This is a genomic window from Bifidobacterium longum subsp. longum JCM 1217 (assembly GCF_000196555.1).
Classification (GTDB): domain Bacteria; phylum Actinomycetota; class Actinomycetes; order Actinomycetales; family Bifidobacteriaceae; genus Bifidobacterium; species Bifidobacterium longum.
Window position 1 is genome coordinate 1,366,539 of record NC_015067.1, and the last position, 24,906, is coordinate 1,391,444.

At 59.9% G+C, this 24,906-nt stretch carries 16 protein-coding genes and 1 other RNA gene; 5 read left to right on the top strand and 12 right to left on the bottom strand.

Translation table 11 applies throughout. The features are described from left to right. Positions 1–10 precede the first annotated feature (10 nt). From BLLJ_RS06050 to BLLJ_RS06075, 6 genes are all read right to left on the bottom strand, one after another. A complete protein-coding gene (locus tag BLLJ_RS06050) occupies positions 11–4,744 on the bottom strand; it encodes an Lhr family helicase (protein ID WP_013582788.1) in 4,734 nt (1,577 codons plus the stop codon). A gap of 15 nt (positions 4,745–4,759) precedes the next feature. Continuing rightward, positions 4,760–5,752 (bottom strand): ribokinase, encoded by a 993-nt coding sequence (locus BLLJ_RS06055; RefSeq protein ID WP_013582789.1) that lies wholly within the window; start codon positions 5,750–5,752, stop codon positions 4,760–4,762. A 43-nt stretch (positions 5,753–5,795) separates the two neighbouring features. Continuing rightward, complete coding sequence (locus BLLJ_RS06060; RefSeq protein ID WP_013582790.1) at positions 5,796–7,022, bottom strand: MFS transporter; 1,227 nt, start codon at positions 7,020–7,022, stop codon at positions 5,796–5,798. Between the two features lie 166 nt (positions 7,023–7,188). Continuing rightward, on the bottom strand, positions 7,189–9,465 hold the full coding sequence (locus tag BLLJ_RS06065) for a DNA gyrase/topoisomerase IV subunit B (protein ID WP_013582791.1): 2,277 nt from the start codon (positions 9,463–9,465) through the stop codon (positions 7,189–7,191). 57 nt (positions 9,466–9,522) lie between these two features. After that, positions 9,523–10,947 carry an RNA polymerase sigma factor gene (locus tag BLLJ_RS06070; protein ID WP_007055162.1) on the bottom strand — a complete coding sequence of 475 codons (1,425 nt, stop codon included), beginning with the start codon at positions 10,945–10,947 and terminating at the stop codon, positions 9,523–9,525. Between the two features lie 202 nt (positions 10,948–11,149). After that, the gene (locus BLLJ_RS06075; RefSeq protein WP_007055157.1) at positions 11,150–11,812 is read right to left on the bottom strand and encodes a DUF4192 family protein; all 663 of its coding nucleotides are present in this window, start codon (positions 11,810–11,812) and stop codon (positions 11,150–11,152) included. 204 nt (positions 11,813–12,016) lie between these two features. On the opposite strand from BLLJ_RS06075, the gene BLLJ_RS06080 reads away from it, so the two are divergent. Next, entirely contained in the window at positions 12,017–13,099 is a 1,083-nt protein-coding gene (locus tag BLLJ_RS06080; protein WP_007055156.1) for a polyprenyl synthetase family protein, read from the top strand. Positions 13,100–13,242: 143 nt separating this feature from the next. Next, positions 13,243–15,516: a protein kinase domain-containing protein gene (locus BLLJ_RS06085; protein WP_032740855.1), complete on the top strand. Its 2,274-nt coding sequence runs from the start codon at positions 13,243–13,245 to the stop codon at positions 15,514–15,516. Positions 15,517–15,567: 51 nt separating this feature from the next. On the opposite strand, the gene BLLJ_RS06090 is transcribed toward BLLJ_RS06085, so the two are convergent. Continuing rightward, entirely contained in the window at positions 15,568–16,272 is a 705-nt protein-coding gene (locus BLLJ_RS06090) for a lysophospholipid acyltransferase family protein (protein WP_007058769.1), read from the bottom strand. Positions 16,273–16,332: 60 nt separating this feature from the next. On the opposite strand from BLLJ_RS06090, the gene BLLJ_RS06095 reads away from it, so the two are divergent. Further along, the gene (locus BLLJ_RS06095; RefSeq protein ID WP_013582793.1) at positions 16,333–17,028 is read left to right on the top strand and encodes a hypothetical protein; all 696 of its coding nucleotides are present in this window, start codon (positions 16,333–16,335) and stop codon (positions 17,026–17,028) included. 153 nt (positions 17,029–17,181) lie between these two features. Here the strand turns inward: BLLJ_RS06095 and BLLJ_RS10945 are convergent, their stop codons facing one another. Continuing rightward, complete coding sequence (locus BLLJ_RS10945; protein WP_007054484.1) at positions 17,182–17,370, bottom strand: hypothetical protein; 189 nt, start codon at positions 17,368–17,370, stop codon at positions 17,182–17,184. 46 nt (positions 17,371–17,416) lie between these two features. Next, positions 17,417–18,463: an anthranilate phosphoribosyltransferase gene (trpD, locus tag BLLJ_RS06100; protein ID WP_013582794.1), complete on the bottom strand. Its 1,047-nt coding sequence runs from the start codon at positions 18,461–18,463 to the stop codon at positions 17,417–17,419. A 727-nt stretch (positions 18,464–19,190) separates the two neighbouring features. Between trpD and BLLJ_RS11335 the strand changes: the two genes are divergently transcribed. Continuing rightward, positions 19,191–19,406: a transposase gene (locus BLLJ_RS11335; protein ID WP_007055155.1), complete on the top strand. Its 216-nt coding sequence runs from the start codon at positions 19,191–19,193 to the stop codon at positions 19,404–19,406. 310 nt (positions 19,407–19,716) lie between these two features. Here BLLJ_RS11335 and secA read toward each other — a convergent pair whose 3' ends face one another. Together secA and hpf are read right to left on the bottom strand one after the other, a co-directional pair. Further along, positions 19,717–22,611: a preprotein translocase subunit SecA gene (gene secA / locus BLLJ_RS06120; protein WP_007055154.1), complete on the bottom strand. Its 2,895-nt coding sequence runs from the start codon at positions 22,609–22,611 to the stop codon at positions 19,717–19,719. Between the two features lie 161 nt (positions 22,612–22,772). Further along, a complete protein-coding gene (gene hpf / locus BLLJ_RS06125; RefSeq protein WP_007054480.1) occupies positions 22,773–23,435 on the bottom strand; it encodes a ribosome hibernation-promoting factor, HPF/YfiA family in 663 nt (220 codons plus the stop codon). Positions 23,436–23,928: 493 nt separating this feature from the next. Here hpf and rnpB point away from each other — a divergent pair. Continuing rightward, positions 23,929–24,303, top strand: an RNA gene (gene rnpB / locus BLLJ_RS10060) — RNase P RNA component class A. 8 nt (positions 24,304–24,311) lie between these two features. Here rnpB and BLLJ_RS06130 read toward each other — a convergent pair. Continuing rightward, the gene (locus tag BLLJ_RS06130) at positions 24,312–24,905 is read right to left on the bottom strand and encodes a regulatory protein RecX (RefSeq protein WP_032736307.1); all 594 of its coding nucleotides are present in this window, start codon (positions 24,903–24,905) and stop codon (positions 24,312–24,314) included. Between the last annotated feature and the right edge of the window lies 1 nt (position 24,906).

The following is a 24,906-nucleotide window of genomic DNA, read 5'->3' on the forward strand; positions in this document are numbered from 1 at the left end:
CTGGGCTCAATCAGTACAGCCGCATGCCTTGGGGAACGGGGGTGAAGCCGGACTGGTGGAGGATGCGGGCGAAGGGGTGACGGGCGTTGAGGGGTTCGCCATTGATGTCGCTGAATGTCACGGAGCCGGTGCCATTGCGTTTGAGGGCGTAGGCCAGTTCTGTGGCGGCCTTGCGCATTTGTTCGTCGGAATCATTGACAGCGGCTTCATGGCCGACCGATTGATCGAACGCTGTCAGGTGCTTGGCTTTGGCGGCCGCGTATAGTAGCGCGCCTTGCGCATTGAGCACGACCGTGGCTCCGATACGGCGTGCCGGTTTACCCGCACCGGCAGGCGCGTCCGGCCACGCGATGGCGGAGCCACTGAGATTTGCGGGGTCGAGCACACTCAATGCCACCACGGACTGGCCGCGATGCTCTGACGGATGACGCAACGCATCCACGGTGTCGCGCTCGGCAAATTGGGCCGCGCCGAAACCACGGACGAACATGCCTCGTACCAGTCGACCATGCTCCTCCATGCGATTCAATACCGGATACAACGCTGAGTAGCCACCCGGGATATTTTCCTTGTCAATCACCGGCTGCGCGATGACGCCATACCTGTCCAGCAACGTCTCGACCAGTGCGAGTGCCCGTTCGGTCTGGTCGGTGTCTTCGGCTTCAGCTTGCCCGATTACGGCGGACCACAAACCTCCTAACGTCATATCCGTAGTGGCTCGGCGAATCGGAGCGACACGCCCACGACGACGTGATGTAGTGGATTTACGCGGGCTTGCTGCGCCTGCGGTTAATGCACGCACCGGCGCGAAGCTGGAATTGGTGACCTTACCTTGCCAGACCAAGCTCCACAAGGCATCCTTGAACTGCTGTTCGCTCCACTCTTGCGGAATGATTTCGCCGGTGTTTGGATTGATGTCCGGCTCCGCGGTCTCATTCCACGCACGTTTGGCGGCATCCATCAGTTGACGGGCATGGAACGCTCCCCCTGAGTCCAGTGCGGTCAGAATCGCTTCCGGCATGGTGGCGTCTGAGGCGTTCGATGTCGTACCATGTTCCACACCGCTGAACAATATTGAATCCGCCGGATAGAAAGCAACCTCACCGGGGTCCATCGCACTGGTTCCCCCGGTTTTTGAGCCGACCCAGACCACATCGCCGCTGGTCAGCAACTCATCCAGCAATGCAGGTTGGTAGTCTCGTACTCGTGCGGGGAATACTGCCGACTCCCAGAGTGCAGTGGGCAGTGATATGCCCTCCAGCTGCTCGATAACGCGCATGAGCCCGTCAGCACCTTCATATCGTTCGCCGCCGACCGGCCCGATACCTTGTCGGTCGATAAGAAACATCTGGAACGCCTCTGATTCTACTGGCTTGACTGCTTTACGCGCCTTGGCCAATGAGCGAGACCGAATACGGCGGAATACGTCCTTATGGAGCCACTGTTGGCCTTGCTCGTCATCATCTACAAAGTGGCCTTGCAGCAACTCGCCTTTGGCAGCCAGCACATCCAGAGTGTGCACGGCATCCGTAGCATCGAGGTGTAGATCGGCTATGAGCTGATCGGCGGTGAAAGGACCATGGGTTTTGGCGTAACGGGTCACGCGACCAGTCACATCATCGTCGGCAAGCTCATTCCAGAAAGTGTGCTCCCCCAGTTCCTGTTCGACTTCGCGAATCACGTCCGGGTTGAGCACTTGTGCCATATCGGTGGTGCCGAGCAAGCGTTCGAGCACGTGCGGATCGAGAGACAGCAGTTGCGCGCTACGCTCGGCCTGAGGTTGGTCATACTGGTACATCACCACGCCGACGAAGCCAAAGAGAATGTTCTCGGCGAAAGGCGATGGCGACTCGGTTTCCACGTCCTTCACGGTAATGGTGCCGGCTTGCAATCCGGTCATCACCTCGTTCAGGGCGGGCATGTCGTATACGTCTTGCAAACATTCGCGCGCGGTTTCCAGCAGCAGCGGAAAGTTCTTGGCCATACGTGCGGATTGCAGGAGCTGTGCGGCGCGCAGTCGCTGCTGCCATAGGGGCACGCGACGGCCCGGGTCGGATCGCGGCATGAACAGTGATCGGGCGGCGCATTCGCGGAATCGTGCGGCAAATAGCACGGACTCGCCCACTTGACGCTCTACATCTGCTTTGAGGTCTTCTGGGTCGAAAAGGAACAGGTCTTGAGCAGGAATATGTCCGTCACCGTCCGGTAGCTGAATGACGATACCGTCATCGGCGGCATATACCTGCCCGTCGAAACCGTAGCGTTGGCGCAGTCTGCGGCTGATGGCCATGGACCACGGTTCGTGAACGCGGCGGCCGAAGGGGCTTAACAGCACGATGCGCCATCCGCCGTCTTCATCGCGTGTGCGCTCCACGATAAGGGTTTGGTCGCTGGGAACTGCACCAGTGGCGGCTTGTTGCTCGGAGAGTAGGCGGGCCAAGTTGGTGATGGCGTTGGCATCTAGGCCATCGTGGTGGAGACGGGTGAGGATTGTTGGGATGAAGGTTGGGACAGCTGGACCTTCTGCGGCAGAACTCCCCCCAGTCCGCTTCACGTCTAATCCGGCGGCGATTTCTCGGGTGAAGCGGGCTATGGTACGGCTGAAACCGTAGTCACGGCCAGCGCCTTCACCGTGCCAGAACGGCAGACGGGCGGTGCGGCCCGGAGCCGGCGTCACCACCACACGGTCGCGGGTGATTTCCTGAATCTGCCATGTGGAGGTACCCAGTGTAATGACATCGCCCACACGCGATTCGTAGACCATCTCCTCATCCAACTCGCCGACGCGACGCTGGCCTTTGCCGGCGTCCGCCTCAGGCAGGACCACGGTGTACAGCCCTCGATCGGGAATCGTACCGCCAGAGGTAACGGCCACTTTCTGCGAACCGGGACGGGCGGAAATCAGGCCATTATCCCGATTCCATACCAGTCGCGGCCGGAAGGCCGAGAATTCCTCTCTGTTGTATTCGCCGGACATCATGCCGATTACCGCATCGAACATGTCACGTGGCAGTTCGGCAAACGGCGCAGCACGACGCACCGTGGCATACCAGTCATCAGCGTTCAAATCGTGCATCGCGGCAGCGGCCACGGTCTGCTGGGCAAGAATATCGAGCGGATTGCGCGGCACGGCCAATGGTTCTATATCGCCGGCAATCATGGCTTCCAGACTTGCGGCCCCAGTGACAATCTGCTGACGGGTGAGCGGATAGAACAATGCGTGAGAGACGCCACCGACCTGATGATCGGCACGGCCTACACGCTGCAATCCGGAGGAGACCGACAACGGCGTATCGACTTGAATCACCAAGTCGACCGAGCCCATATCAATGCCGAGCTCCAAACTGGAGGTGGCCACCACGCAACGCAATTCACCACGTTTAAGCCGTTCCTCAATCATTTTGCGACGGTCTTTGGAAACCGACCCATGATGAGCCATGGCGATGACATCATCGCCCTCATGTGAGCCGACAAGCATGGTGGTGGAGCCGACCACAGCATCGTAATGCGTGGAGAACCCTTCGCGGCCTTCCGGAGAGCCCAGATCCCGCACAGTGTCGGGATTGGTGCCATGCCGGGTCTGCGCATACAAATCGTTCAAGCGCGCAGTGAGTTTCTCAGCCACACCACGCGAATTAACGAACACCAATGTAGTGCGGTGCGCGAGAATCTCATCCAAAATACTGCGTTCCACCACAGGCCAAATGGAACCGGAGGTACGGTCGCCCGCCGCTCCAACCAACGCGGAGGAATCAAACTCATCACTCGCATCAGAATCGTCCCCAGAAGTGGAAGAAACATCTCTATCATCCACCGGCACAATGCCCCTGCGTTCAGCAAGTCGCTGCATGGCCGGCGTGACACCACTGATATGCGGAGCGGACCGTTCAGCATCCACGCCACCGACACGCTGCTTGGCATTCACGGACTGCAAATCACGCATGTTTTCCAACGGCTCAATCATGCGCAAATCCATTGCAGGCCGCCCACCGGGATTCACGATGGTAACCGGTTGCCCGCCGCCCAGGAATCGCGCCGCCTTTTCAGGCGGATTCACCGTAGCGGATAGACCGATGCGCTGCATATGACGATCGCCACGGCCAGCATCAACGGCGGCATCACCGCCCTCATCAGCATCTGCATCGATTGCATCTCGCTTGCGCGATTCTGCGACAAGGTTCTCCAGCCGTTCCAGACTTACCGCCAAATGTGCGCCGCGCTTGGTGCCCGCCACTGCATGAATCTCATCGACGATCACCGTATCGACAGTGCCGAGAATCCGCCCTGCCTTCGAAGTGAGCAACAAATACAACGATTCTGGCGTGGTAACGAGGATATCCGGTGGATGGGAGGCTATGCGCCGCCGCTCCTGTGCGGTGGTGTCGCCTGAACGAGTGGCGACCGCGATCTTCGGTACGGGCAGCCCTTGCGCCTCGCATTGTGCAGCAATGCCCTCCAAAGGCTGTTCTAGGTTCTTGGCCACATCGGCCGCGAGCGCCTTTAACGGCGAGATATACAGCACACGCACACCGGCACGCCGCGTGCGTGGCACGGTCATCAATCGGTCGATGGCTGAGAGAAACGCGGCCAATGTTTTACCGGAACCGGTAGGGGCGATGACCAAGACATTGCGACCGGAATGGACTGCCGGCCATGCCTGAGCCTGTGCCTCGGTCGGCTGACCGAAGGCATGCTCGAACCACATCTTGGTGGGTTCGGAAAACAGGCTCAGGCTTTCGTACATATGTACGATTATAGGTCAGCTGAAGTAGGCGATGACTTCTTCGGCGGTACCGTAGGCACTTTGGGCACCAAGCTTGGTGGCCGCATAGGCGGAGACGTAGGAGCCGATTTGCGCGGATTGCAGCAGCGTATGACCGGCGGCCAAGCCAGCCAGCACGGTCCCCATGAACGAGTCGCCGCAACCGGTGGTGTCCACTGCATTGACTTGCGCGGCGGATACGCGATGCCAACGTCCGTTCTCGATCACCACCGATCCCGACGCACCAAGCGTCACTATCGCCCGGTCGAATCCGTAATCGGTGAATCGTTCGGCGACCTCATACCAGTCGAGTGATTCCACGTCATCATCCGGCAGGCCCAGCAGTTGAGCCACTTCATGCTGGTTGACCAGCAGAATATCCGTGGCTTCCACCAGTTCGTGAGGCAGCTCGTCCATAAATGGCGAGTCGTTGAGCAGCACGGTCACGCCAGCGTCATGCGCGGTCTGCGCGGCGGCGATAACGGTGGCAATCGGGCTCTCCAGACACAGTCCCAATACCGCGCATTCGGCGATGGTCGTGCGATGTGATTGCACATAGCCGGCACTTGCCTTGGCATTGGAACCCGGCGAATAGACGATGGTGTTCTCGCCCTCAGCGCTCACGGTGATTACCGTGGTGCCGCTGGGGCCTTCGACATGCAGGATATCGGCGGTGTCGACGCCGGCCTCATCCAGCTTGCTTAATAGGAAGTCCGCGTTGGAGTCCTCGCCCACCGCGCCCAGCAACTGGACATTGACACCGAGACGAGCGGCGGCAGATGCCTGATTCGCGCCCTTGCCGCCCGGCAGCACTTTCATGGCACCACCATTGACGGTTTCACCTGGCTTGGGTAGTCGTTTAGTGGTTACGGTGTAATCGGCGTTCATCGAGCCGACCACGATTACCGAGCCCGGCGCATCCTTCAGCGCTCTCAATCGTTCCCGTACGGGCTCGGGCATCTGTTCATGTTCTTCTTCACTTATCACCATGGGCTCCAAGCATAGTAGGCGTCGGGCCCAAATGCGCATATGATCAGCCGCGCAACTTGCGAAGACGCTCGTGCATGGCCACCATCAGCACCAAGAGCACCAGCAAATACCACGGGTAGAGACTGATTGTCGCATATTGCGCGATGATGCCGAACAGTGGCGGCATGAGCAGTGAGCCCACATAGGCGCAGGCCATCTGCACGCCGACGATGGCCTGCGATTTGTCTTCGCCGAAGTAGGCCGGCGTCGAGTGGATGACGCACGGATAAATCGGCGCGCACCCGAAGCCGATGACCACCAGCCCAACGACCACGCCAAGGTGGTGAGGCAATGGCACGAACATGGTGAGGATGCCGGCGAACACCAGCACTTGGCCGAGGCGAATCATGACCGGGTCCTTGAATCGCATGGTCAGGAAGCCGGAAAGCGCACGGCCCACGGTGATGCCTACGTAGAATAGGCTGGCCCAGCTGGCGGCGGTGATCTTGTCGATGCCGCTGTGCATCACCATATAGCTGGAGGCCCACAGGCCCGCCGTAGATTCGACGGCGCAGTAGCAGAAGAACATCACGAGGATTTCCTTGGCACCGCGAATGGCGAGCACGCCGGCCACGCCGAGCGGTTTGCGTTCGGCAACAGACACCCCTTCAGCAGTGCCAAATCTCTCGGCATTGCCGTCAGATGATGCGGTGTCATCGGTCGATTCGCCGACCGCAATTGCGCCACGTTTCTTCCACAGCGGCAGGCTCAGCACCAGGATGACGGTCAGCATCACCTGCAGGATCGCGATGTACCGATAGCCCCACGGCCAGCCTTGGCCTTGAGAGAGCGCATAGCCCATGATGTAGGGGCCGACCGATGCGCCGACGCCCCACATGCAGTGCAGCCAGCTCATATGCCGGCTTTCGTAGTGAATGGCTACGTAGTTATTGAGCGCCGCATCCACTCCGCCCGCGCCAAGGCCGTATGGTATGGCGATGGCCAACAGCACCCAGTAATTCGAGGTAACGGAGAAACCGGCCAAGGCCGCCGCAGTCAACGCCACCGAAACGGCGGTGACCTTGCCTGCCCCGAATTTCAATGTCATTCGGACCGAAAGCAGTGCCGAGACGATCGTGAACATGGAAATCACCGCGGAGATGCCGCCGGCCCACGCCACCGGCACGTTCAGATCCTGGCTCATGGTGGGCCATGCGGATCCGAGTAGCGAATCCGGCAATCCCAGACTGATAAACGCCACATAGATGACGGCAAGCAACAGACTGGCCATGTCCCATCTCCCATTCACAGTACGGCACCGGTTGTGATAACGATGTCATCAGTCTATCGAATGACTCATGGGCAACACGCATAAAACATATGACAACGTGCTCACCTCAAACGCCAATTACGGAAATTCTCGGTAAGCACGATGTCATTATCAGCGACGTCTTCGATCAGGTATCGATCTTGGAGCGGTCGAAATCGTCGGCGTTGTCGACGATGAACTGCTTGCGCGGCGGCACGTCGTCGCCCATCAGCAGGCTGAAGATCTCGGATGCCTGGGCGGCGTCCTCCATGCGGATGCGGCGCAGCATACGCGTGCGCGGGTCCATGGTGGTGTCCGCCAGCTGGTCGGCATCCATCTCGCCCAGACCCTTGTATCGCTGGATGTCGTCGTTGTAACCGATGTGCTTCTTGTCGAGGTCGGCCAGTTTGCCGGCCAGCTCGTCATCGGAATACGTGTAGATGTATTCGCCCTTGTGCGAGCCGGTCAACGCGATGCGGTGCAGCGGCGGTACTGCGGCATACACGTAGCCGTGTTCGATAAGCGGCCGCATGTACCGGTAGAACAGCGTCAGCAACAGGATACGGATGTGCGCGCCGTCCACATCGGCATCGGTCATCATGATGATCTTGTGGTAGCGCGACTGTTCGATGTCAAAGCTCTGGCCGGAGCCGGCGCCCACCACCTGGATGATGGCCGCGCATTCCTTGTTGGAGAGCATCTGCGTAATCGACGCCTTCTGCACGTTCAGAATCTTGCCTCGAATCGGCAGCAGCGCTTGGAAACCGGCGTTGCGGGCGGCCTTGGCGGTACCGAGTGCGGAATCACCCTCGACGATGAACAGTTCGGCCACGTCGTCATTGCCCGGCTGGCAGTCGGAGAGTTTGGCCGGCATCGAGGCGGATTCGAGCGCGTTCTTGCGGCGCGTGACCTCCTTGGCCTTGCGCGACTGGATGCGTGCGTGCATTTCGCCGACGATCTTCTCCAGCACGCGGCCGGATTGTTCCTTGTACCCGCGCTTGGAGCCGGTGATCATCTCGCCGAATTGCTTGTCGGTGAGCCGGGTGACGATCGGCTTGACCTGCGCGGTGCCGAGCACATCCTTGGTCTGGCCTTGGAACTGAGGTTCGGCCACGCGTGCGGTGACCACGGCCACGAGTCCGGCTTGGATATCGTCGCGCTCCACCTTCATGGCGGAGTCCTTCATGTTCACCTTGAGCTTGCGGGCGTTGTCTTCCACCGCCTTGCGAATCTGCTTGGTGATGGCGTTCATGAAACCGTCCACGTGAGTACCGCCGCCGGGCGTCTCCACGATGTTCACGAAGCTCATGATTGTGGTGTCATAGCCGTTGACCCATCGCAGGGCGATATCCACGCCGCAGGTGCGTTCGATTTCCTGGGCGTGCAGTTCACCGCCCTTGCCCACGGCCTGGGTCTCCTCCTTATAGGTGCCCTCGCCTTGGATGCGCCAGATGTCGGAGATCGGCTCGCCTTTGGACAGGAAGTCGACGAAGTCCTTGACGCCGCCTGTGTGCAGGAATTCCACGACGCGCGGGTGCGCGGGCTGTTCGCCGAACGCGCCATCAACGACCTGGTCGCCGGCCGTCAGTGAGAAGTCCTCCTCGGCCGGGCTCTCGGCATCGTCGGACGAGACATCCAAGGCCGGTGCCTGGTCTTGCGCAGGTTCGACTGTTGTGTCATCAGTGGCCTCGACGGTGTCAGTCGCCGCCGTTTCCGGTACGTTTTCGTCGATGATGGTGATTTTGAGGCCGGGCACCAGGAAGCTGGTCTGACGCACGCGGTCGATGAGCTGTTCGTATGAGAACTCGGCGGTTTTGTTGAAGATCTCCGGATCATACCAGTAACGAATACGGGTACCAGTGGTTTTGGGAGATACCTTGCCGATGATTTCCAGCTCGGTGGGTCGGTTCTTGCGAGTGCGCTTGAACGGGGAATCGGGAGACGGATTGGCCGGGTCGGCATCCGTGTATACGCCAGGGTGACCTTGGTGGAAGGTCATGTGGTGCGTCTTGCCGTCACGATCCACTTCGACGTCCAGTCGGGAGCTCAGGGCATTGACCACGGAGGAGCCCACGCCGTGCAGGCCACCGACGGCGTTATAAGACGAGTTGCCGAACTTGGCACCGGCGTGCAGTTTGGTCAGTACGACCTCCACGCCGGACAGGCCGGTTTTCGGTTCCTTGTCCACCGGGATGCCTCGGCCATTGTCCGCGACTTCCACGGAACCGTCGGTGTGCAGGGTGACCACAATGTCGTTGCAGAAGCCGGCCAAGGCCTCGTCCACGGAGTTGTCGATGATCTCCCACAGGCAGTGCATAAGCCCCTGCGAGTCGGTGGTGCCGATGTACATGCCCGGACGCTTGCGTACCGCATCCAAGCCCTCAAGAACAGCTAGGTCCTTGGCACCGTATTCTTCTTTGGGCATACAGTCCTATTTTTCTCTTCAAATGCTTGGCTCCCCTCACAGAGGGGAGCCAGACGATCATTGATCCAGGAAGTCGCGCAGGGTCTGCGAACGGGATGGGTGGCGCAGCTTGGACATGGTCTTGGACTCGATCTGACGGATGCGTTCACGGGTCACGCCATACACACGGCCGATGTCGTCCAGCGTCTTCGGCTGGCCGTCTTCCAGGCCATAGCGCATCTTGATGACGCCGGCCTCACGCGGAGACAGGGTTTCCAGCACCTGCTTGAACTGTTCCTGCAGCAGGGAGAAGGCCACGGCGTCGGACGGAGCGATGGCGTCGGTATCCTCAATGAGGTCACCGAACTCGGAATCGCCATCCTCGCCAAGCGGGGTGTGCAGGGAAATCGGCTCGCGGCCGTACTTCTGCACTTCCTGCACCTTCTCAACCGGCATATCCAGCTCGCGGGCCAGCTCGTCCGGCGTAGGTTCACGCCCCAGATCCTGCAGCATCTGGCGCTGTACACGGGACAGCTTGTTAATCACTTCGACCATGTGCACAGGCACGCGAATGGTGCGGGCCTGATCGGCCATGGCACGGGTGATGGCCTGACGAATCCACCACGTGGCGTAGGTGGAGAACTTGAAGCCCTTCTTCCAGTCGAACTTCTCGACGGCACGAATCAGACCAAGGTTGCCTTCCTGGATCAAATCAAGGAAGAGCATGCCGCGACCCGTGTAGCGCTTGGCGAGCGAGACCACAAGTCGTAGGTTGGCTTCCAGCAGATGGTCCTTAGCCTTCTTGCCGTCGGCGGCGGCCCACTTGAGTTCACGCTTGCGCTTGAACTCCATGCCTTCGCTTTCGGTGTCGAGCAGGTGCTGGGCGTACAGGCCGGCCTCGATGCGCTCGGACAGGTCGACTTCCTGCTCGGCATTCAGCAGGCTCACACGGCCGATCTGCTTCAGGTAGTCCTTGACCGGGTCGGCGGTTGCGCCGGCCGCAATCACACGACGCTTCGGATTGCCCGAGGGGATGATGTTTTCTTCCTCATCATCCGTGTCGGAGACCACGTAGGCACCCTTTTCCTTGGGCTGCTCGGGTGCCTTGGACTTGGCTTCTTCCTCGTCCTCGTCGTCTTCCACATCATCGTCGTCGGCATCGTCCTCATCGAGGTCTTCGTCGTCGGCATCGTCTTCGTCAACGTCGTCAAGATCCTCGTCGAGGTCGTCAACGTCCAAATCGTCGTCGTTGACCTCGGCATCGTCATCAAGCTCGTCATCGACCTGAGTGTCCTCGTCTTTGACGAGCTCATCGTCCTTGGCCTTCTTCGCGGTTTTCTTCGCAGCGGACTTGCGCGTGGTCTTTTTCGAGGGCTCTGCGGACTTGGACTTCTTGGCGGAAGTCTTGCGTGCGGTGGTCGTAGAGCTGGCCTTCTTCTTGGTCTCGGTCTCCTCGCTGGACTCGGCTGTCTGCTTGGTTGCCGTCGTTTCCTTCGTGGCCAAAACTGCTCCTCCTGATCTCTCGCCGTGAAGTGCATATACCACATGGGCCCACTTCTGGCAAGGGCAAATCGTCAACTATGTGAGTAAACCACCCTCCACGGACGATTATTCCCACATCGTTGCCCGACGTGTTGCCGATCACCACACGCTTTCCTTCCGCGCATCGCGCGTAAAACCTCGGAAATCCGCCGTTTCTGTTCACTCAGCCCGAGCACCATGCCGGTGCCACGCCTCGATCGGCGGCTGAGAATATCATCGCCGCCAGCGAACAATCCTCATCGAGCAGCAGGCATCGCAAGGCGAACACCATTGCTCGCGGATCGCCCAGCCACCATAAGGTGTAGGCGATTACGGCCAATGGCTGTATGCAGTACGGCACCGGTGAGGCTTCGGCGATATCGAGCAACATACCGATGCCGGTATGGCAACGCTCCTTATCCGGCATCATGCCTTCATCCTCGAATGCGCAGGTCAGCAGCTCGCCCATTCGTGTTCTCGTACGCGCCAGATGCGGTCGCGCCGCGAATTCCATGAGCCATGACTTGGGGCAACGGCTTTCATCAATAACCAACGAGAGAATCAGCGCATCACGAATCGATAAGGTCTCGCGCATGCCCACCGCAAACGCGGCCATCGTCTCTCGGCCTAGGTCGGTGTTCCCGGCATCGAGGCAAGACAGCCATTCGTCCAATGGTTCGGCCACCCAGTCGGCATTAGCCTGTTGCGCGCCTCGAAGTCGGCGATCATTGCGAAATTCCTGTGATCTCGTCTTCAACTCGTCAAAGACAAAGGGCTCCGTCTGCTCGGCGGCGTGCCGTTTGGCGTGTCGGTTCTTACGCGGCTTGTGTGGCGTGTTGTTGTTCATCATGTCCTCCTTGACTAATGGTGTGCAATCTATTGGTGTTGTGGTGCACGCTGAGCCAGGTAGCTCACGCACCGAGTGGGTGTGCCCACTATGGCTGAAAACGCCGTATGACGCAGGAAAAAACGACCATTGTGGTTCTAGCTTCAAAACCCTTGATTTCCAACGTTCTTGTGTTCTTCAAACCCTGTGGATAAGTTATTAGGCATGTGCACAACTGCTAACAACCGCGAAATCATCGAGCCACGCATCATTCAGTTGGTGCGGGAACTGACTGCCGCCCCCGCCACCGACGAGGTTGCCGACGCCCTGAAACCGGTGATGGAACAGGTTGTGGACCAAGCCGCCTCCTCCAGCCAAGGAGGCAAACGACTGCGTGCGCTGCTCGCATTGGACGCCTTCGATATTCTTGCCGGCGACGTGACTCCTGATTGGCGTGATGCCATGATCGACCTAGCCTGCGCCATTGAAGTGTTTCAGACGGCCGCACTGGTGCATGACGACATCATCGACGAATCCGATCTGCGCCGGGGCAAGCCTTCCGCACATCATGCCTTGGAGCAGGCCGTACACAGCGGTGCCATAGGCCGTGGCTTGGGCCTGATGCTCGGCGACATTCTGGCCACTGCCTGCATTGAAATCACACGCCGGTCCGCCAGCCGTCTTCCCAACACCGATGCCCTGAACGAGGCGTTTCTTACCATGCAGCGCGAGGTGGAAATCGGCCAAGTACTGGACTTGGCCGTCGAGATGACCCCGCTGTCTAATCCCGAAGCTCTGGCGAACGCCTCATTGAACGTATTCCGCTGGAAGACAGCCAGTTACACCACCATCGCTCCACTGCTGCTTGCACTGCTGGCCGCAGGAGAGAGCCCGGATCAGGCCAGACATTGCGCGTTGGCCGTCGGCCGGCCGCTCGGACTGGCGTTCCAACTGGCGGATGACCTGTTGGATGTCGTCGGATCAAGCCGCAATACCGGAAAACCAATTGGCGGAGACATCCGAGAAGGCAAACGCACAGTGCTGTTGGCTGATGCTCTGTCTGCGGCAGATACGGCGGATAAGGCCGATCTGATTGCCATCTTCGAAGCGGATTGTCGCAATGACAACCAGGTGGCCCGCACCATTGAACTGTTCACGTCGACCGGTGCTCTTGATCGATCCCGCGAGCGCATCGCTGCCCTATGGGGTGAGTCCCGTAAGGCGATTGCCGGTCTTGAGCTGAATTCCGAAGCGCAACGCCGTCTGACCGAGGCTTGTGCGCGATTCATCCCCGAATCCTTGCGATAGTCCGCAATGCGAGCCGCCGGACCATGAGACCATGGACACCGGTGAAAACCCATGAAAACTATGCGCTGATGCTCCGGCCGCGTAACCGGGGCCATGTACACTGAACGTGTTTAGTCGTGATTAAAGGAACCGTACGATACAACATGAGTGAGAACGAGCCCGCGCAGATGATTGAGGGACGCTACCGCATCGTGCGCAATATCGCCGAGGGTGGTATGGCCACCGTGTATGAGGCCGTCGATGAGCGTCTGGGGCGCACCGTGGCGATTAAGGTCATGCACACACAACTCGCCAAAGGCCCGCATCGGGAGCAGTTCGTCGAACGGTTCCGCCGCGAGGCCAATTCGGCCGCGTCCATCGCCAACCCGCACATCGTTCAGGTGTATGACACCGGCGAGTTCAATGGACTTGATTTTCTGGTCATGGAATATGTGCATGGCGTCAATCTGCGGCATGAGATGAACACCCAAGGCACATTCTCCGTGCGTGAGACGCTGCGCGTGGTCGCGGAGACGCTGGATGGTCTGGCTTCCGCGCATCGCGCCGGCGTGGTCCACCGTGACATCAAGCCCGAGAACATTTTGATCAATGATCGCGGCCATGTGCAGATCACCGATTTCGGTCTGGCCAAGGCCGCCAGCCAGGCCACATTGAGCTCCACCGGCATGCTATTGGGCACCGCCGCTTATCTGGCTCCCGAAATGATCGAGAACAATCAGGCCACCGCGCAAGGCGACCTGTATTCGGTGGGCATCATGGCATGGGAGATGATGACCGGCAAGGTGCCGTTCGATTCGGATAATCCGGTGACGCTTGTCTTCAAGCATGTTCATGAGGACGTGCCGTCCGTGGCCACGGTCTGCCAGGGCATTGATCCGTCCGTGGCGGCGTTCATCGCCCATCTGACCGCGCGTCAGGTGGATGCCCGCCCCGCCGATGGCGCGGCAGCAGCTGAGGAATTGAGCCAGTTGGCCGCCAAATTGCCGCTGGAGGCGTGGCAATACCGTTTGCATGCCGAACCCATCGGAGGCGATCATACCGATGCCACCGCTGCAGCATTGGTAGGCAATATCGCCGAGCAGGCCCCGCTGACCGGCGTACCTGCCGGTGCAGCAACGTTCGAGCCGTCCGTACCGGCATTTTTGGTCGATGATGCCGCAAGCAATACCGCCGATACCGGTGGCGCCGCAGACGTCAATCCTCCGGCGCCTCCGGTCGCCCCCACCACGGCACTTGATTCGTCGATGTTAGCCGATGCTTCGGCTCCCCATAAGACGCAGATCATGGCACAGTCCGGCAGCGAGACACAAGTGCTGCCTCAGGCCGGCGATGCCTTCACCCGAGCGCTTGCCCTTTCCGATGAGCCGGATGTCGCTTCCAATGGCACCGGGCCAAAGAAGCAGCGCAGCAAAAAACCGCTCATCATCGTACTGGTGATAGTGCTGGTACTGGCTGCAATCGGCGGAACCGCCGGCTGGTGGTGGTTTGCCGGACCGGGCAGCTATTGGAGTGTGCCCAAGCCGGATGACGTGACCTGCGATGCGAATGCAAGCACCGAATGCTCGTTGGCCGGCGCGGATTGGGCCACGTATGAGAGCACGTTGAAGGCTCTCGGCATCCCCTACAAGACGCACAAGGAATACAGCGACGACGTGGCGGAAGGCAAGATCATCTCTTCTTCCGTGAACAAGACCAAGGCCGTTGTGAACAGCCGCATAAGCAAGCGAGCCAATCAGGAGCTTACGGTGGTGGTGTCCAAGGGCGTGCGGATGACCACCATCCCGAAGGATATTCTCGACGCGAATTCGGCCAATGGCAAGGACCCGTTGAACGCGCTCAAGAAGGCCGGCTTCGATAATGTCAAGCATGACGAGTCGAAGGATGAGTATTCGATGGACACGCCGCAGGGTGTGGCATTGACGATCTCCCCTGATCCCGGTACCACGGCCAAGCACAACGATGAGGTGACGGTTACTTTGAGCAAGGGACCGATGCCGGTGACCATGCCTAACATCGTCGGTAAGACCCAGGATGAGATGCAAGCCGCGCTCGGCGAGTTGAAGCTCACGGCCAATGTCACCGAACAGTACGATGACAAGGTCGAGGCCGGTCAAGTCATTTCCGCGTCTCAGGAAGCCGGAGCCCAGCTGAAGTGGGGCGATAGCGTGGACGTGGTGATTTCCAAGGGTCCGGAGATGGCGACGATACCGTCCGGCCTTGTCGGCAAACAGGAAAGCGCCGTAACCAAGACACTTGAAGGTCTCGGGTTCGAGGTGAAAACCGACAAGGTGCTCGGTGGCCTGTTCGGCACGGTACGTACCGTGAAAAGTGGCGATACGGACCTATCCAACGGCGGCAAGATTCGCTTGCGCGATGCCAACGGCAACCCCACCGTCATCACCCTCACCATCGTGTGAGATTTGAATGAGGCTCCCTCTGTCTTCAGACGAGGGAGCCTCATTTGCTAATTACTTTTCGGCTTCTTCAGCGGCCTGCTGGGCCTTGAGCTCGGCCTTGACCTTCTGGGCGTATTCGTTCACGAATTCCTGACCGCTCATTTTCTGGATTGCGGTGGAAACACGATCGGTCAGCGAACGCAAATCATCATGTGTAATTTCATCAGCCGGCTTCTTCGCAACCTCAATCGGCTTGCCATACAACACCTTGGTCTTGCCCTTCTTGGGAATCGACGTGCCAATCGGCTGCAGCTTGTCCGAGCCGATGATGGCGGTCGGAACAATCGGGCAACCGGTCTCGAGCGCAAGTCGTGCGGCACCGGTGTGTCCCTTGTACAGTCGACCGTCTGGGCTGCGCGTGCCTTCAATGTGGATACCGAACAGGTGCCCATCCTCGATAATCTCGCGTGCATGCTCGAGTGCGCCAAGCGACTTGCTGCCACCGGAACGATCAACCGGGAACACGCCCACGGACGTGAACCACCACTTCTTGAACTTGCCCTTCAATCCCTTGCCCTCGAAGTATTCGGCTTTGCCCATGAAGTGCACCATGCGCGGGCAGGTAATCGGAATCAAAGCATCGTCAATCACCGCCAGATGGTTGGCTGCGATAATCGCGCCACCCTCTCGAGGCACGTTATTCAGTCCGCTGACAGCAGGGCTCAAACGATGATGAGCAATAGGGCCGAGACCTTTGACGAAGAACCAGTAGAGCACTTGGCATTCCTCCCGCAGACGAACTAGCCATTGGCCGGTCGCCTGATTAGAGTGACAGTTATGACTGAGAACCAGAATAGCAATGCCGACGGAGAGCGGCCAACCCCCACGCCGGGCAACGGACAGGATTCCGATACTTCGTCCAAGTCGTCGACTCCCGGTGCCGCCGGACAAGCCACGAATGGTGCCGATACACCGCAATCGCATGACGCGAACGATTTGGATGCGGCGTGGGCCGCGTTCGAAGCCGAGCATCAGGCCGACTTGCATGACGTGGCTTCCTCCAGGCAGGCCAAAAAGTTCGAGAAGCAGGCCAAGAAACGCGAGAAGGAGGCGCTGCTTTCCGTAGATGACTTGGATATCGGCTCGTTCACCGATGATGCTCGCCCGAGCCGTGGCGGCAAAAAAGGCAAGCAGTCAGGTCCCCGTGATTTCACCGGCTCCAGCTGGCTGGATACCGATAATGTGATGGACACCTATGATGATGGCGGCTTCACTCCCCCGAACCCTGATCTTGGTCCGGTCAAAGCGTCTACGGTACTGCTGACGGCGTTGCTTATCATTGGTCTCGTAGGCGAAGCGGTGATGATATTCGTCCCCGGCTTGAACGCGATTCCTCTCTTGGGCGCGCTGCTCAATATTCTCTTCGGGCTGGGCGTCATTTTGGGCTTGGGTGGATTGGTGGCCAAAATTCTCAACCGCAAAGACCGCCCCGGTGATCAGGGCGGCTATTACGACGACGGCGCGAGGGTGTAGCTCGCGTAGGCTGTGTGGTCCTTGGCTCCCCTCTCTGAGGCTGAGCCGTTAAGCGAACAGCCCAGTGGGCTGTTTGTAGGCGAGGTGTGAGAGATAGCGAACCAATGTATTGCGGGCGTGTCTCGTCCGTAATTGCGGTCGAGCCACGATAGGTCACGAATTGAAGTCGATGGACTCCTGTAACTCGGCAATCATGGCCTTGATGCGGGCGTCGCCTCCCCACCAGTTGAGACGGATCGTCACGTCCCCTTTGGCCGGCACAACCGGCACATCAGCGGCACCAACCGAAGTGCCGCGCGTCGCAGTCACGCACAAGGCCACGGCCGCCATAACAGTCGCCATATAGACACATAAGCCCCCCTCATCAGAGGAGGCTGAGTACGGTGTATCACGCCTTGGACTTGGCGGTTTCGATCCACTTGTCGAACAGGGCTTCGGCCTTGCCGGAATCGACGGTTTCCTCGGCCAGCTTGTAGGCTTCGGCGAAACGCTCGGCCAGTGTGCCGTTGCCGACCAGATTGCCGTCGGCCACGATGGCGGAGGCGGCGTTGAGCAGTGCGGTGGTGCGGGACGGAATGTCCTTGCCGGCCAGGAAGTCCTTGAATGCGTTGGCGTTGACGTCCGGAACGCCGCCCTTGAGCTGTTCGACGGTAATCTTGGCCAAGCCCAGATCCACGGTCGGGTCGAACTCGGTTTCGGTGACCTTGCCGTCGCGAATCTCCCAGACGGAAACCGGGCCGGTGGGGGCGAGCTCATCCATGCCCTCATGCGAAGTGTAGACCAAGCCGGACTGACCACGGCTGGCGTAGACGGCAGCCATGATCGGGCTCACCTTGCGGTTGGCGCAGCCGATGGCCACGTGTGCCGGGTTGGCGGGGTTGGTCAACGGTCCCAGGATGTTGAAGACGCACGGAATGCCGAGCGCGGCACGAATCGGGCCCACGAAGCGCATGGCCGGGTGGAAGGTGCGGGCGAACGCGAAGGTGATGCCCACCTCGTCGCCCACTTCGCCGACGGCCTCCGGCTTCAAATCCAGCGGCAGGCCGAGGTCTTCGAGCACATCGGCGGCACCGCACTTCGAGGATGCAGCGCGGTTGCCGTGCTTGACGATCTTCACGCCGGCTGCAGCGGCGGCCACGGAGCCCATGGTGGACAGGTTCACGGTGGCGAAGCCGTCACCACCGGTGCCCACGATGTCGGTGGTCCCACCGGAAACGTTCAGCGGCACGGCGTGGGAGACCATGGCCTTGGCGGCACCACGCACCTCGTCGGCGGTCAGTCCCAGCTGCTGCTGCATAGCGAGCGCGGCACCCACGGCGGCCGGATTGGCGTTACCTTGCATCAGGTCGTCCACGAACCACTCCGATTCCTCAGCAGTAAGGTGGTCTCCCCCGACCAGCTTGGTGAGAATCGACTTCCATGTGATCTCGGCCATGATGCCCTCCTTGGCGTTTCCTACGCCGTGTGATGTATGTTCGCCGCTCATTGTAATGGTTCGTCATTTCAAGGCCCTGAATCTTCCATATTGCAAAATATGGCGCTATTGCTGTTTTCGTGGATGTCGGTTCGTCGTCGAGCCGTTGGTTTCGTAAGCGTGAGGGGCGTTCCCGCGTATTCTGTTTTCCGACCAAAGAAATGAATCACGAAGAACGCCTGGGCAAAAGCCCATTCACCGGATTGCCGAACGTCAAAGGCACGGTTGCAGAGGATGCGCGGATCACGGATTCGCCGCCGCGTTCCGAACCCGTGCTCGAGATCCGGGTGCGTCCACGTGCGGGTATGCTCCGATGCTCCCGATGCGGAAGGAGGCGCCGCGGGCATGACCAGGGCGGCGGCGTGCGGCGTCGTGGTCGCTTCCGTGCCGTGGGCCGAGCCGGGCAGCCGGTCCACACGCGATTTCGAATCGGAACGCGCGTGGCCGATGAGCGTCGCGAACCAGAAGACCGTAAGCGGTTTTCCGCACGTCGCGTGGCGCGCCGCCGGAAGACGCCGCCCATAGGGTCGCCGAACGGTTGAAAGCGTCGATGCCGTCTCCGTTCGGCGGCCTCACGTCGATCGGCGTGGACGAGACCGGCTACCGCAAAGGCCACACGTGCATCACCGTGGTCGTCGACCACGAACGGCATCGGGCGATATAGGCGCACGACGGGTACGGCAGGGACGTGTTCGGCCTGTTCTTCCAAACGTTGACGCCCGAACAGCGCGCCTCCATCAGGGTCGTCGCCGGGGACGGGGCCCGGTGGATCGACTCATGCGTGCATGAGTGGTGCCCGAACGCCGAACGCGCGCCCGACGGGTTCCACATCGTCAGTTGGACGAGCGACGCGCCCGACAACCCACGAAAACAGCAGAAGCCTCTTTTTTGTGCTATCCCGTAAAACTGCGGGACGGCAGCTCATTTTCGCCGTTTGAGCCGTGCCGTCCCACATCACCCTTTGCGGACCGTGACACCATAACACCGAGAATGGCGGAATTTCAACGATTCCGTAATTCGTACTGCGGGACGCCACGCTAGTCAATCGATTGACACTCGTGCCATCCCGCAACAGTGTGGGATACGACGTCAAAATCCGCGAAAATCGCGTGCCGTCCCGCGCGTACGGCACCGCACGAATACATGCTGATGAACCGCATAGAAAATGGCTCCCCGTGTGGGGAGCCATGAGCTAGTTACTAACTAGCGATGCGTCACTTCTCGTTCTGGCCGTGGCACATCTTGTACTTGCGGCCGGAACCGCACGGGCACGGGGCGTTCTTGCCAGTGCCAGGGAAGGTGCGGCCGTCGGCCCACGGCGTCTTGAGCTCTTCGCTCTTCGGACGCTTGGAAACCGGGACCTTGCCTTCGGCGTGGCTGATCGGAGCCGGTCCGGCAACAGGCAGCGTGGACTCGCCGGCCCCGGAGGCGGCTGCGGATTCGGCGATCGCCTGCTTGGCGTCCGTATCCTCGTCCTCTTCCTCGACTTCGCCCTCGGCGGCCTCGACCACGGATTCGCCGTTCTCGTCGGGGCCGGAGGCCACGGCGATGGTGTCGGCGCTTTCGGCGGTCTCCTCGACCTCGTCAACGGCCTCGTCGGTGGTGGCGACCTGCTTGATGTCGATGTGGAACAGCAGCTGGACGGTCTCCTCCTTAATGGCCTCGATCATGGAGTTGTACATCTGGTAGCCTTCGCGCTGGTATTCGACCAGCGGGTCGCGCTGGCCCATGCCACGCAGGCCGATGCCGTCCTTGAGGTAATCCATCTCGTAAAGGTGCTCGCGCCACTTGCGGTCGAGCACGGCGAGCACCACGCGGCGTTCGAGATCGCGCAAGCCGGTCTCGCCGATGGTCTCCTCCATTTCGCCGTACTGCTGCCTGGCGTCCTCGACGATCAGGTCGCGCACGGCCTCGACGGCCTTCGCACCCTTGAGGCCGCCGACGATCTTCCTGACCTCGTCTTCGTCGACCTTGGTGGGGATCACGGTGTTGAGCGCCTTGAACAGGCCCTCCCAATCCCAGTCCTTCGGTTTCTCGGATCCCTTGTTGGCACCCTTGATGTAGGACTCGACGGTGTCGGAAATGAAACGCAGGATGTCCTTGTGGATGTCTTCGCCCTTGAGCACAGCCTGGCGCTCGGAGTAGATGACGGTACGCTGCTTGTTCATCACGTCGTCGTACTTCAGCACGTTCTTACGAATCTCGTAGTTGCGGGATTCGACGGCCTTCTGTGCGGTGCGCACGCCCTTGGTCACGGACTTGGCCTCGATCGGCTGGCCTTCCTCCATGCCCTTGGCCATGACCTGGGCCACCAGCTGGGTGTTGAACAGACGCATCAGATCGTCTTCCAGCGACAGGTAGAAGCGGGACTCGCCTGGATCGCCCTGACGGCCGGAACGACCGCGCAGCTGGTTGTCGATTCGACGGGACTCGTGGCGCTCGGTGCCGAGCACGTACAGGCCGCCCAGCTCCTTGACTTCCTCGTGCTCGTCCTTGACCTGGGCCTTGATCTCGTTCAGGGTGCCCGGCCAACGCTTCTCATACTCTTCCGGGGTGTCTTCCGGAGAGTAGCCCTCGGACTTCAGCTTGGCGTCGGCAAGGAACTCGACGTTACCGCCGAGCATGATGTCGGTACCACGGCCGGCCATGTTGGTGGCCACGGTGACGGCTCCCTTGCGGCCGGCGACGGCGACCACGGCGGCTTCCTTCTCATGCTGCTTGGCGTTCAGGACCTGGTGAGGGATCTTGGCCACGTCGAGCAGGGTGGAGACCACTTCGGAGCTTTCCACGGAAGCGGTACCGAGCAGCACCGGCTGGCCCTTGGCGTGACGCTTGGCCACGTCCTTGACGATGGCGGCCAGCTTCTCCTTCTTGGTGCGGTAGATGAGGTCGTCCTGGTCCTTGCGGATCATCGGCTTGTTGGTCTTGATCGGCAGCACGCCCAGCTTGTAGGTGTTCATGAACTCGGCGGCCTCGGTTTCGGCCGTACCGGTCATGCCCGCGAGCTTGTCGTACATACGGAAGTAGTTCTGCAGGGTGATGGTGGCGAAGGTCTGGTTCTCGGCCTTGACCTCCACGCCTTCCTTGGCCTCGATGGCCTGGTGCAGACCCTCGTTGTAGCGGCGGCCCGGCAGGATACGGCCGGTGTGCTCGTCGACGATGAGCACCTCGCCCTGGGTGACGACGTAGTCCTTGTCACGCAGGAACAGTTCCTTGGCCTTGATGGCGTTGTTGAGGTAGCCGATCAGGGCGGTGTTGGCCGGCTCATACAGGTTGTCGATGCCGAGGAAGTCCTCGACCTTGGTGATGCCCGGGTCCAGGATGCCGACGACCTTCTTCTTCTCGTCGACGTCGTAGTCCTCGTCGCGGGTGAGCTTCAGCACCAGCTTGGCGAACTGACGGTACCAGCGGGTCACGTCGCCTTCGGCCGGGCCGGAGATGATAAGCGGGGTACGGGCCTCATCGATGAGGATGGAATCGACCTCATCGACGATGGCGTAGTGGTGACCGCGCTGCACGAGGTCGGCCTTCTCCCATGCCATGTTGTCACGCAGGTAGTCGAAGCCGAACTCGTTGTTGGTGCCGTAGGTGATGTCAGCGTTGTACTGCTTGCGGCGCTCCGGCGGCTTCTGCTCGGTGATGATGCAGCCGACGTTCATGCCGAGGAAACGGTAGATACGGCCCATCAGCTCGCTCTGGTAGCTGGCGAGGTAGTCGTTGACGGTGACCACGTGCACGCCCTTGCCTTCGAGAGCGTTCAGATAGGTGGGCAGGGTGGCGACCAGGGTCTTGCCTTCACCGGTCTTCATTTCGGCGATGTTGCCCCAGTGCAGGGCAGCACCGCCCATGAGCTGCACGTCGAAGTGACGCTGGCCAAGGGTGCGCTTGGAGACCTCGCGCACGGTGGCGAACGCCTCGGGCATGATCTCGTCCAGGCTCTTGCCGTTTTCGATTTCCTGCTTGAACTTCGGGGTTTGGGCCTTCAGATCCTCGTCAGAGAGGGCGGAGATCTCGTCCTCAAGAGCGTTCACGGCCTTGGCCACGTTCTCCAGCTTCTTGAGCTGGTGGCCTTCACCCATTCGCAGGGCTTTGTCAATAATATCGACCACTGGGTTCTCCCTTGACTGATAAGTGGTGGTGTCCGCGTATCAGGATAGCGCCTCACACCGTCAGCAGTCGAATTTTTCGACCTTTTTACGAAAAAATGGACCGCCTCCATATTGGAAGCGGTCCATGCGGTATCAGCTGATCGTGTCAGCAGGCCTTACCTTCAGGCCTTCTTGACGTTCTCCGGAGTATCGATTTCGAACACGCCGTAGCTCCAACCGTGACGGTGGTAGACGACGGACGGGCGTCCGGTCTCCTTGTTCACGAACAGGAAGAAGTCGTGTCCGATCAGTTCCATCTCGTACAGCGCCTCGTCGATGCTCATAGGCTCGGCGATGTGCAGCTTGCGACGGATGACAATCGGCGTATCCCCAACCTGGACCTCCACGGATTCGCCAGGGCCAAGATCGGAGGCGACCGCAGCCTGCGGGCTGTTGTTCGGCTCTTCCTCCGGCTCCTCCGGCTCGGGCTCCGGGGCGATAACACCCAGATCCACCGGGACCGGGTTCGCGTAACCACGACGGTGATCCTTGCGACGGTCACGAGTACGACGCAGACGCAGCGTCAACTTATCCAGCGCCATGTCCAGCGCGCTGAATTCATCGGTGCTGGAAGCCTCCGCACGCACCACGGTACGTCCGGCGATAACGGTGATTTCCACGCGCTTGGCGGTATCGGCCTGACGCGGGTTGCCCTCATGGGTCAGCACGATCTGCGCGCGCTGAGCATCCGGGGCGATAGCGGTCACACGATTCATCTTGGTCTCGACCACATCACGGAACCTTTGCTTGACCTGCGTGTGGCGTCCGGTAACGACGATTTCCATGTTGACCTCCTCTAACTCAAGCGGTGTAACCCGCTATATGTGTTCCGAACGGCATCATCACCGACCGGGTATGTTTCATTGTAGACGAACAATGGGTGAACGGCCGGAAACTCGCCCAGAGAATATATGTTTATTCCCGGGCTTTTCTCTGCAATGAAACGATGTATATACTGGGGCTTTGGCAGCAGTCTCCTATAAGAAGATTTGATACCGGTTTATCAGGCTGGCTCGTTTGTTCGTCATGGTAAATACTGCAATGGATAGGCAGCGTTTTCTTGCTCTTTCTCGCACATACCAAGCTCTTACAGATTTGATTCGTCTCCATACGACACGCCACAACACGCCCGACACGCCCCATCCGATATTCGGCGCGTCGTTCACGAATCGCCCAACTATGCCCAACCATGGAGAAAACAGGATAACCGGGCAACGGCATGGCCTCGCCGCAGGGCGGGATGCCGCCTTTTCCGCACCTTATGTATAATTGCAAGCTTGAGACCTCTTGATGGCCGCGGCCGTGATCTTCATTGGGATCGGCTGAGGAACTTCCGGGCTCCATAGAGCACGATGGCGGATAACGTCCGCCCAGGGTGACCTGAGAGATAGCGCAACAGAGAACAGACCGCCCGTCCTCGACGGGTAAGGGTGAAACGGCGGTGTAAGAGACCACCGGGCCTCTGGTAACAGTAGGTCGCATGGCAAGCCTCATCGGGAGCAAGGCCAAGCAGATGGCGGTAAGGGCTGCTCGCCCGTGTCATCGGGTAGGCTGCTAGAGCCTGGCGGTAACGTCAGGTCGAGATGGATGGCCATCCGTGCCGTGCGTTCGCGCACGGCACGACAGAACCCGGGGTATAAGAGGTCTCATTTTTTTCTTGGCTACACCAACAATTCGGCGGCGACTCGACGGAGGGTTTCGGGGCTGTGGCCTTTGCGGCCGCCGGCGGACCAAAGCCGACGCTGACGGACCCGACGATCGAGGCCATGGGTTTTGCGGGCTATTTGGCGGCCCAATTCCCATGCGGCATCTTCAAAGATGCCATTTTGCTCAGCTTCGTCACACACCTGTTCAGCCAGCTTGCGGTCCACACCTTTGCGAGCAAGTTCCATGACCGTACCACGACGGCCCATCATGCGACCGGCACAATAGCGTACGGCCGATTCGGCATAAGCGCCGTCGTCAATCAGTTGCACGCGAATCAGCCGTTCGATGACCTCGTCCACGATCGCCTCGCCGTACCCTTTGGCAAGCAATCGTTCGCGTAACGCACCGGATGCACGCGGGGCCGCGTCCAGCAAACGCAATGCAGCCTCGCGGCAAGCGTCCAAATCATTGGGATCTTCGACAACGGCAGCGTCTCTCCCCCGTCGAGAAAAACGTCCCGACGGTTTCGACTGAACATGCTGCTCGGCAATGGGCATGTCTTGCGACGCAACAGGATTGCGCCGCAAGAACGCTTCGGCACTAATCATG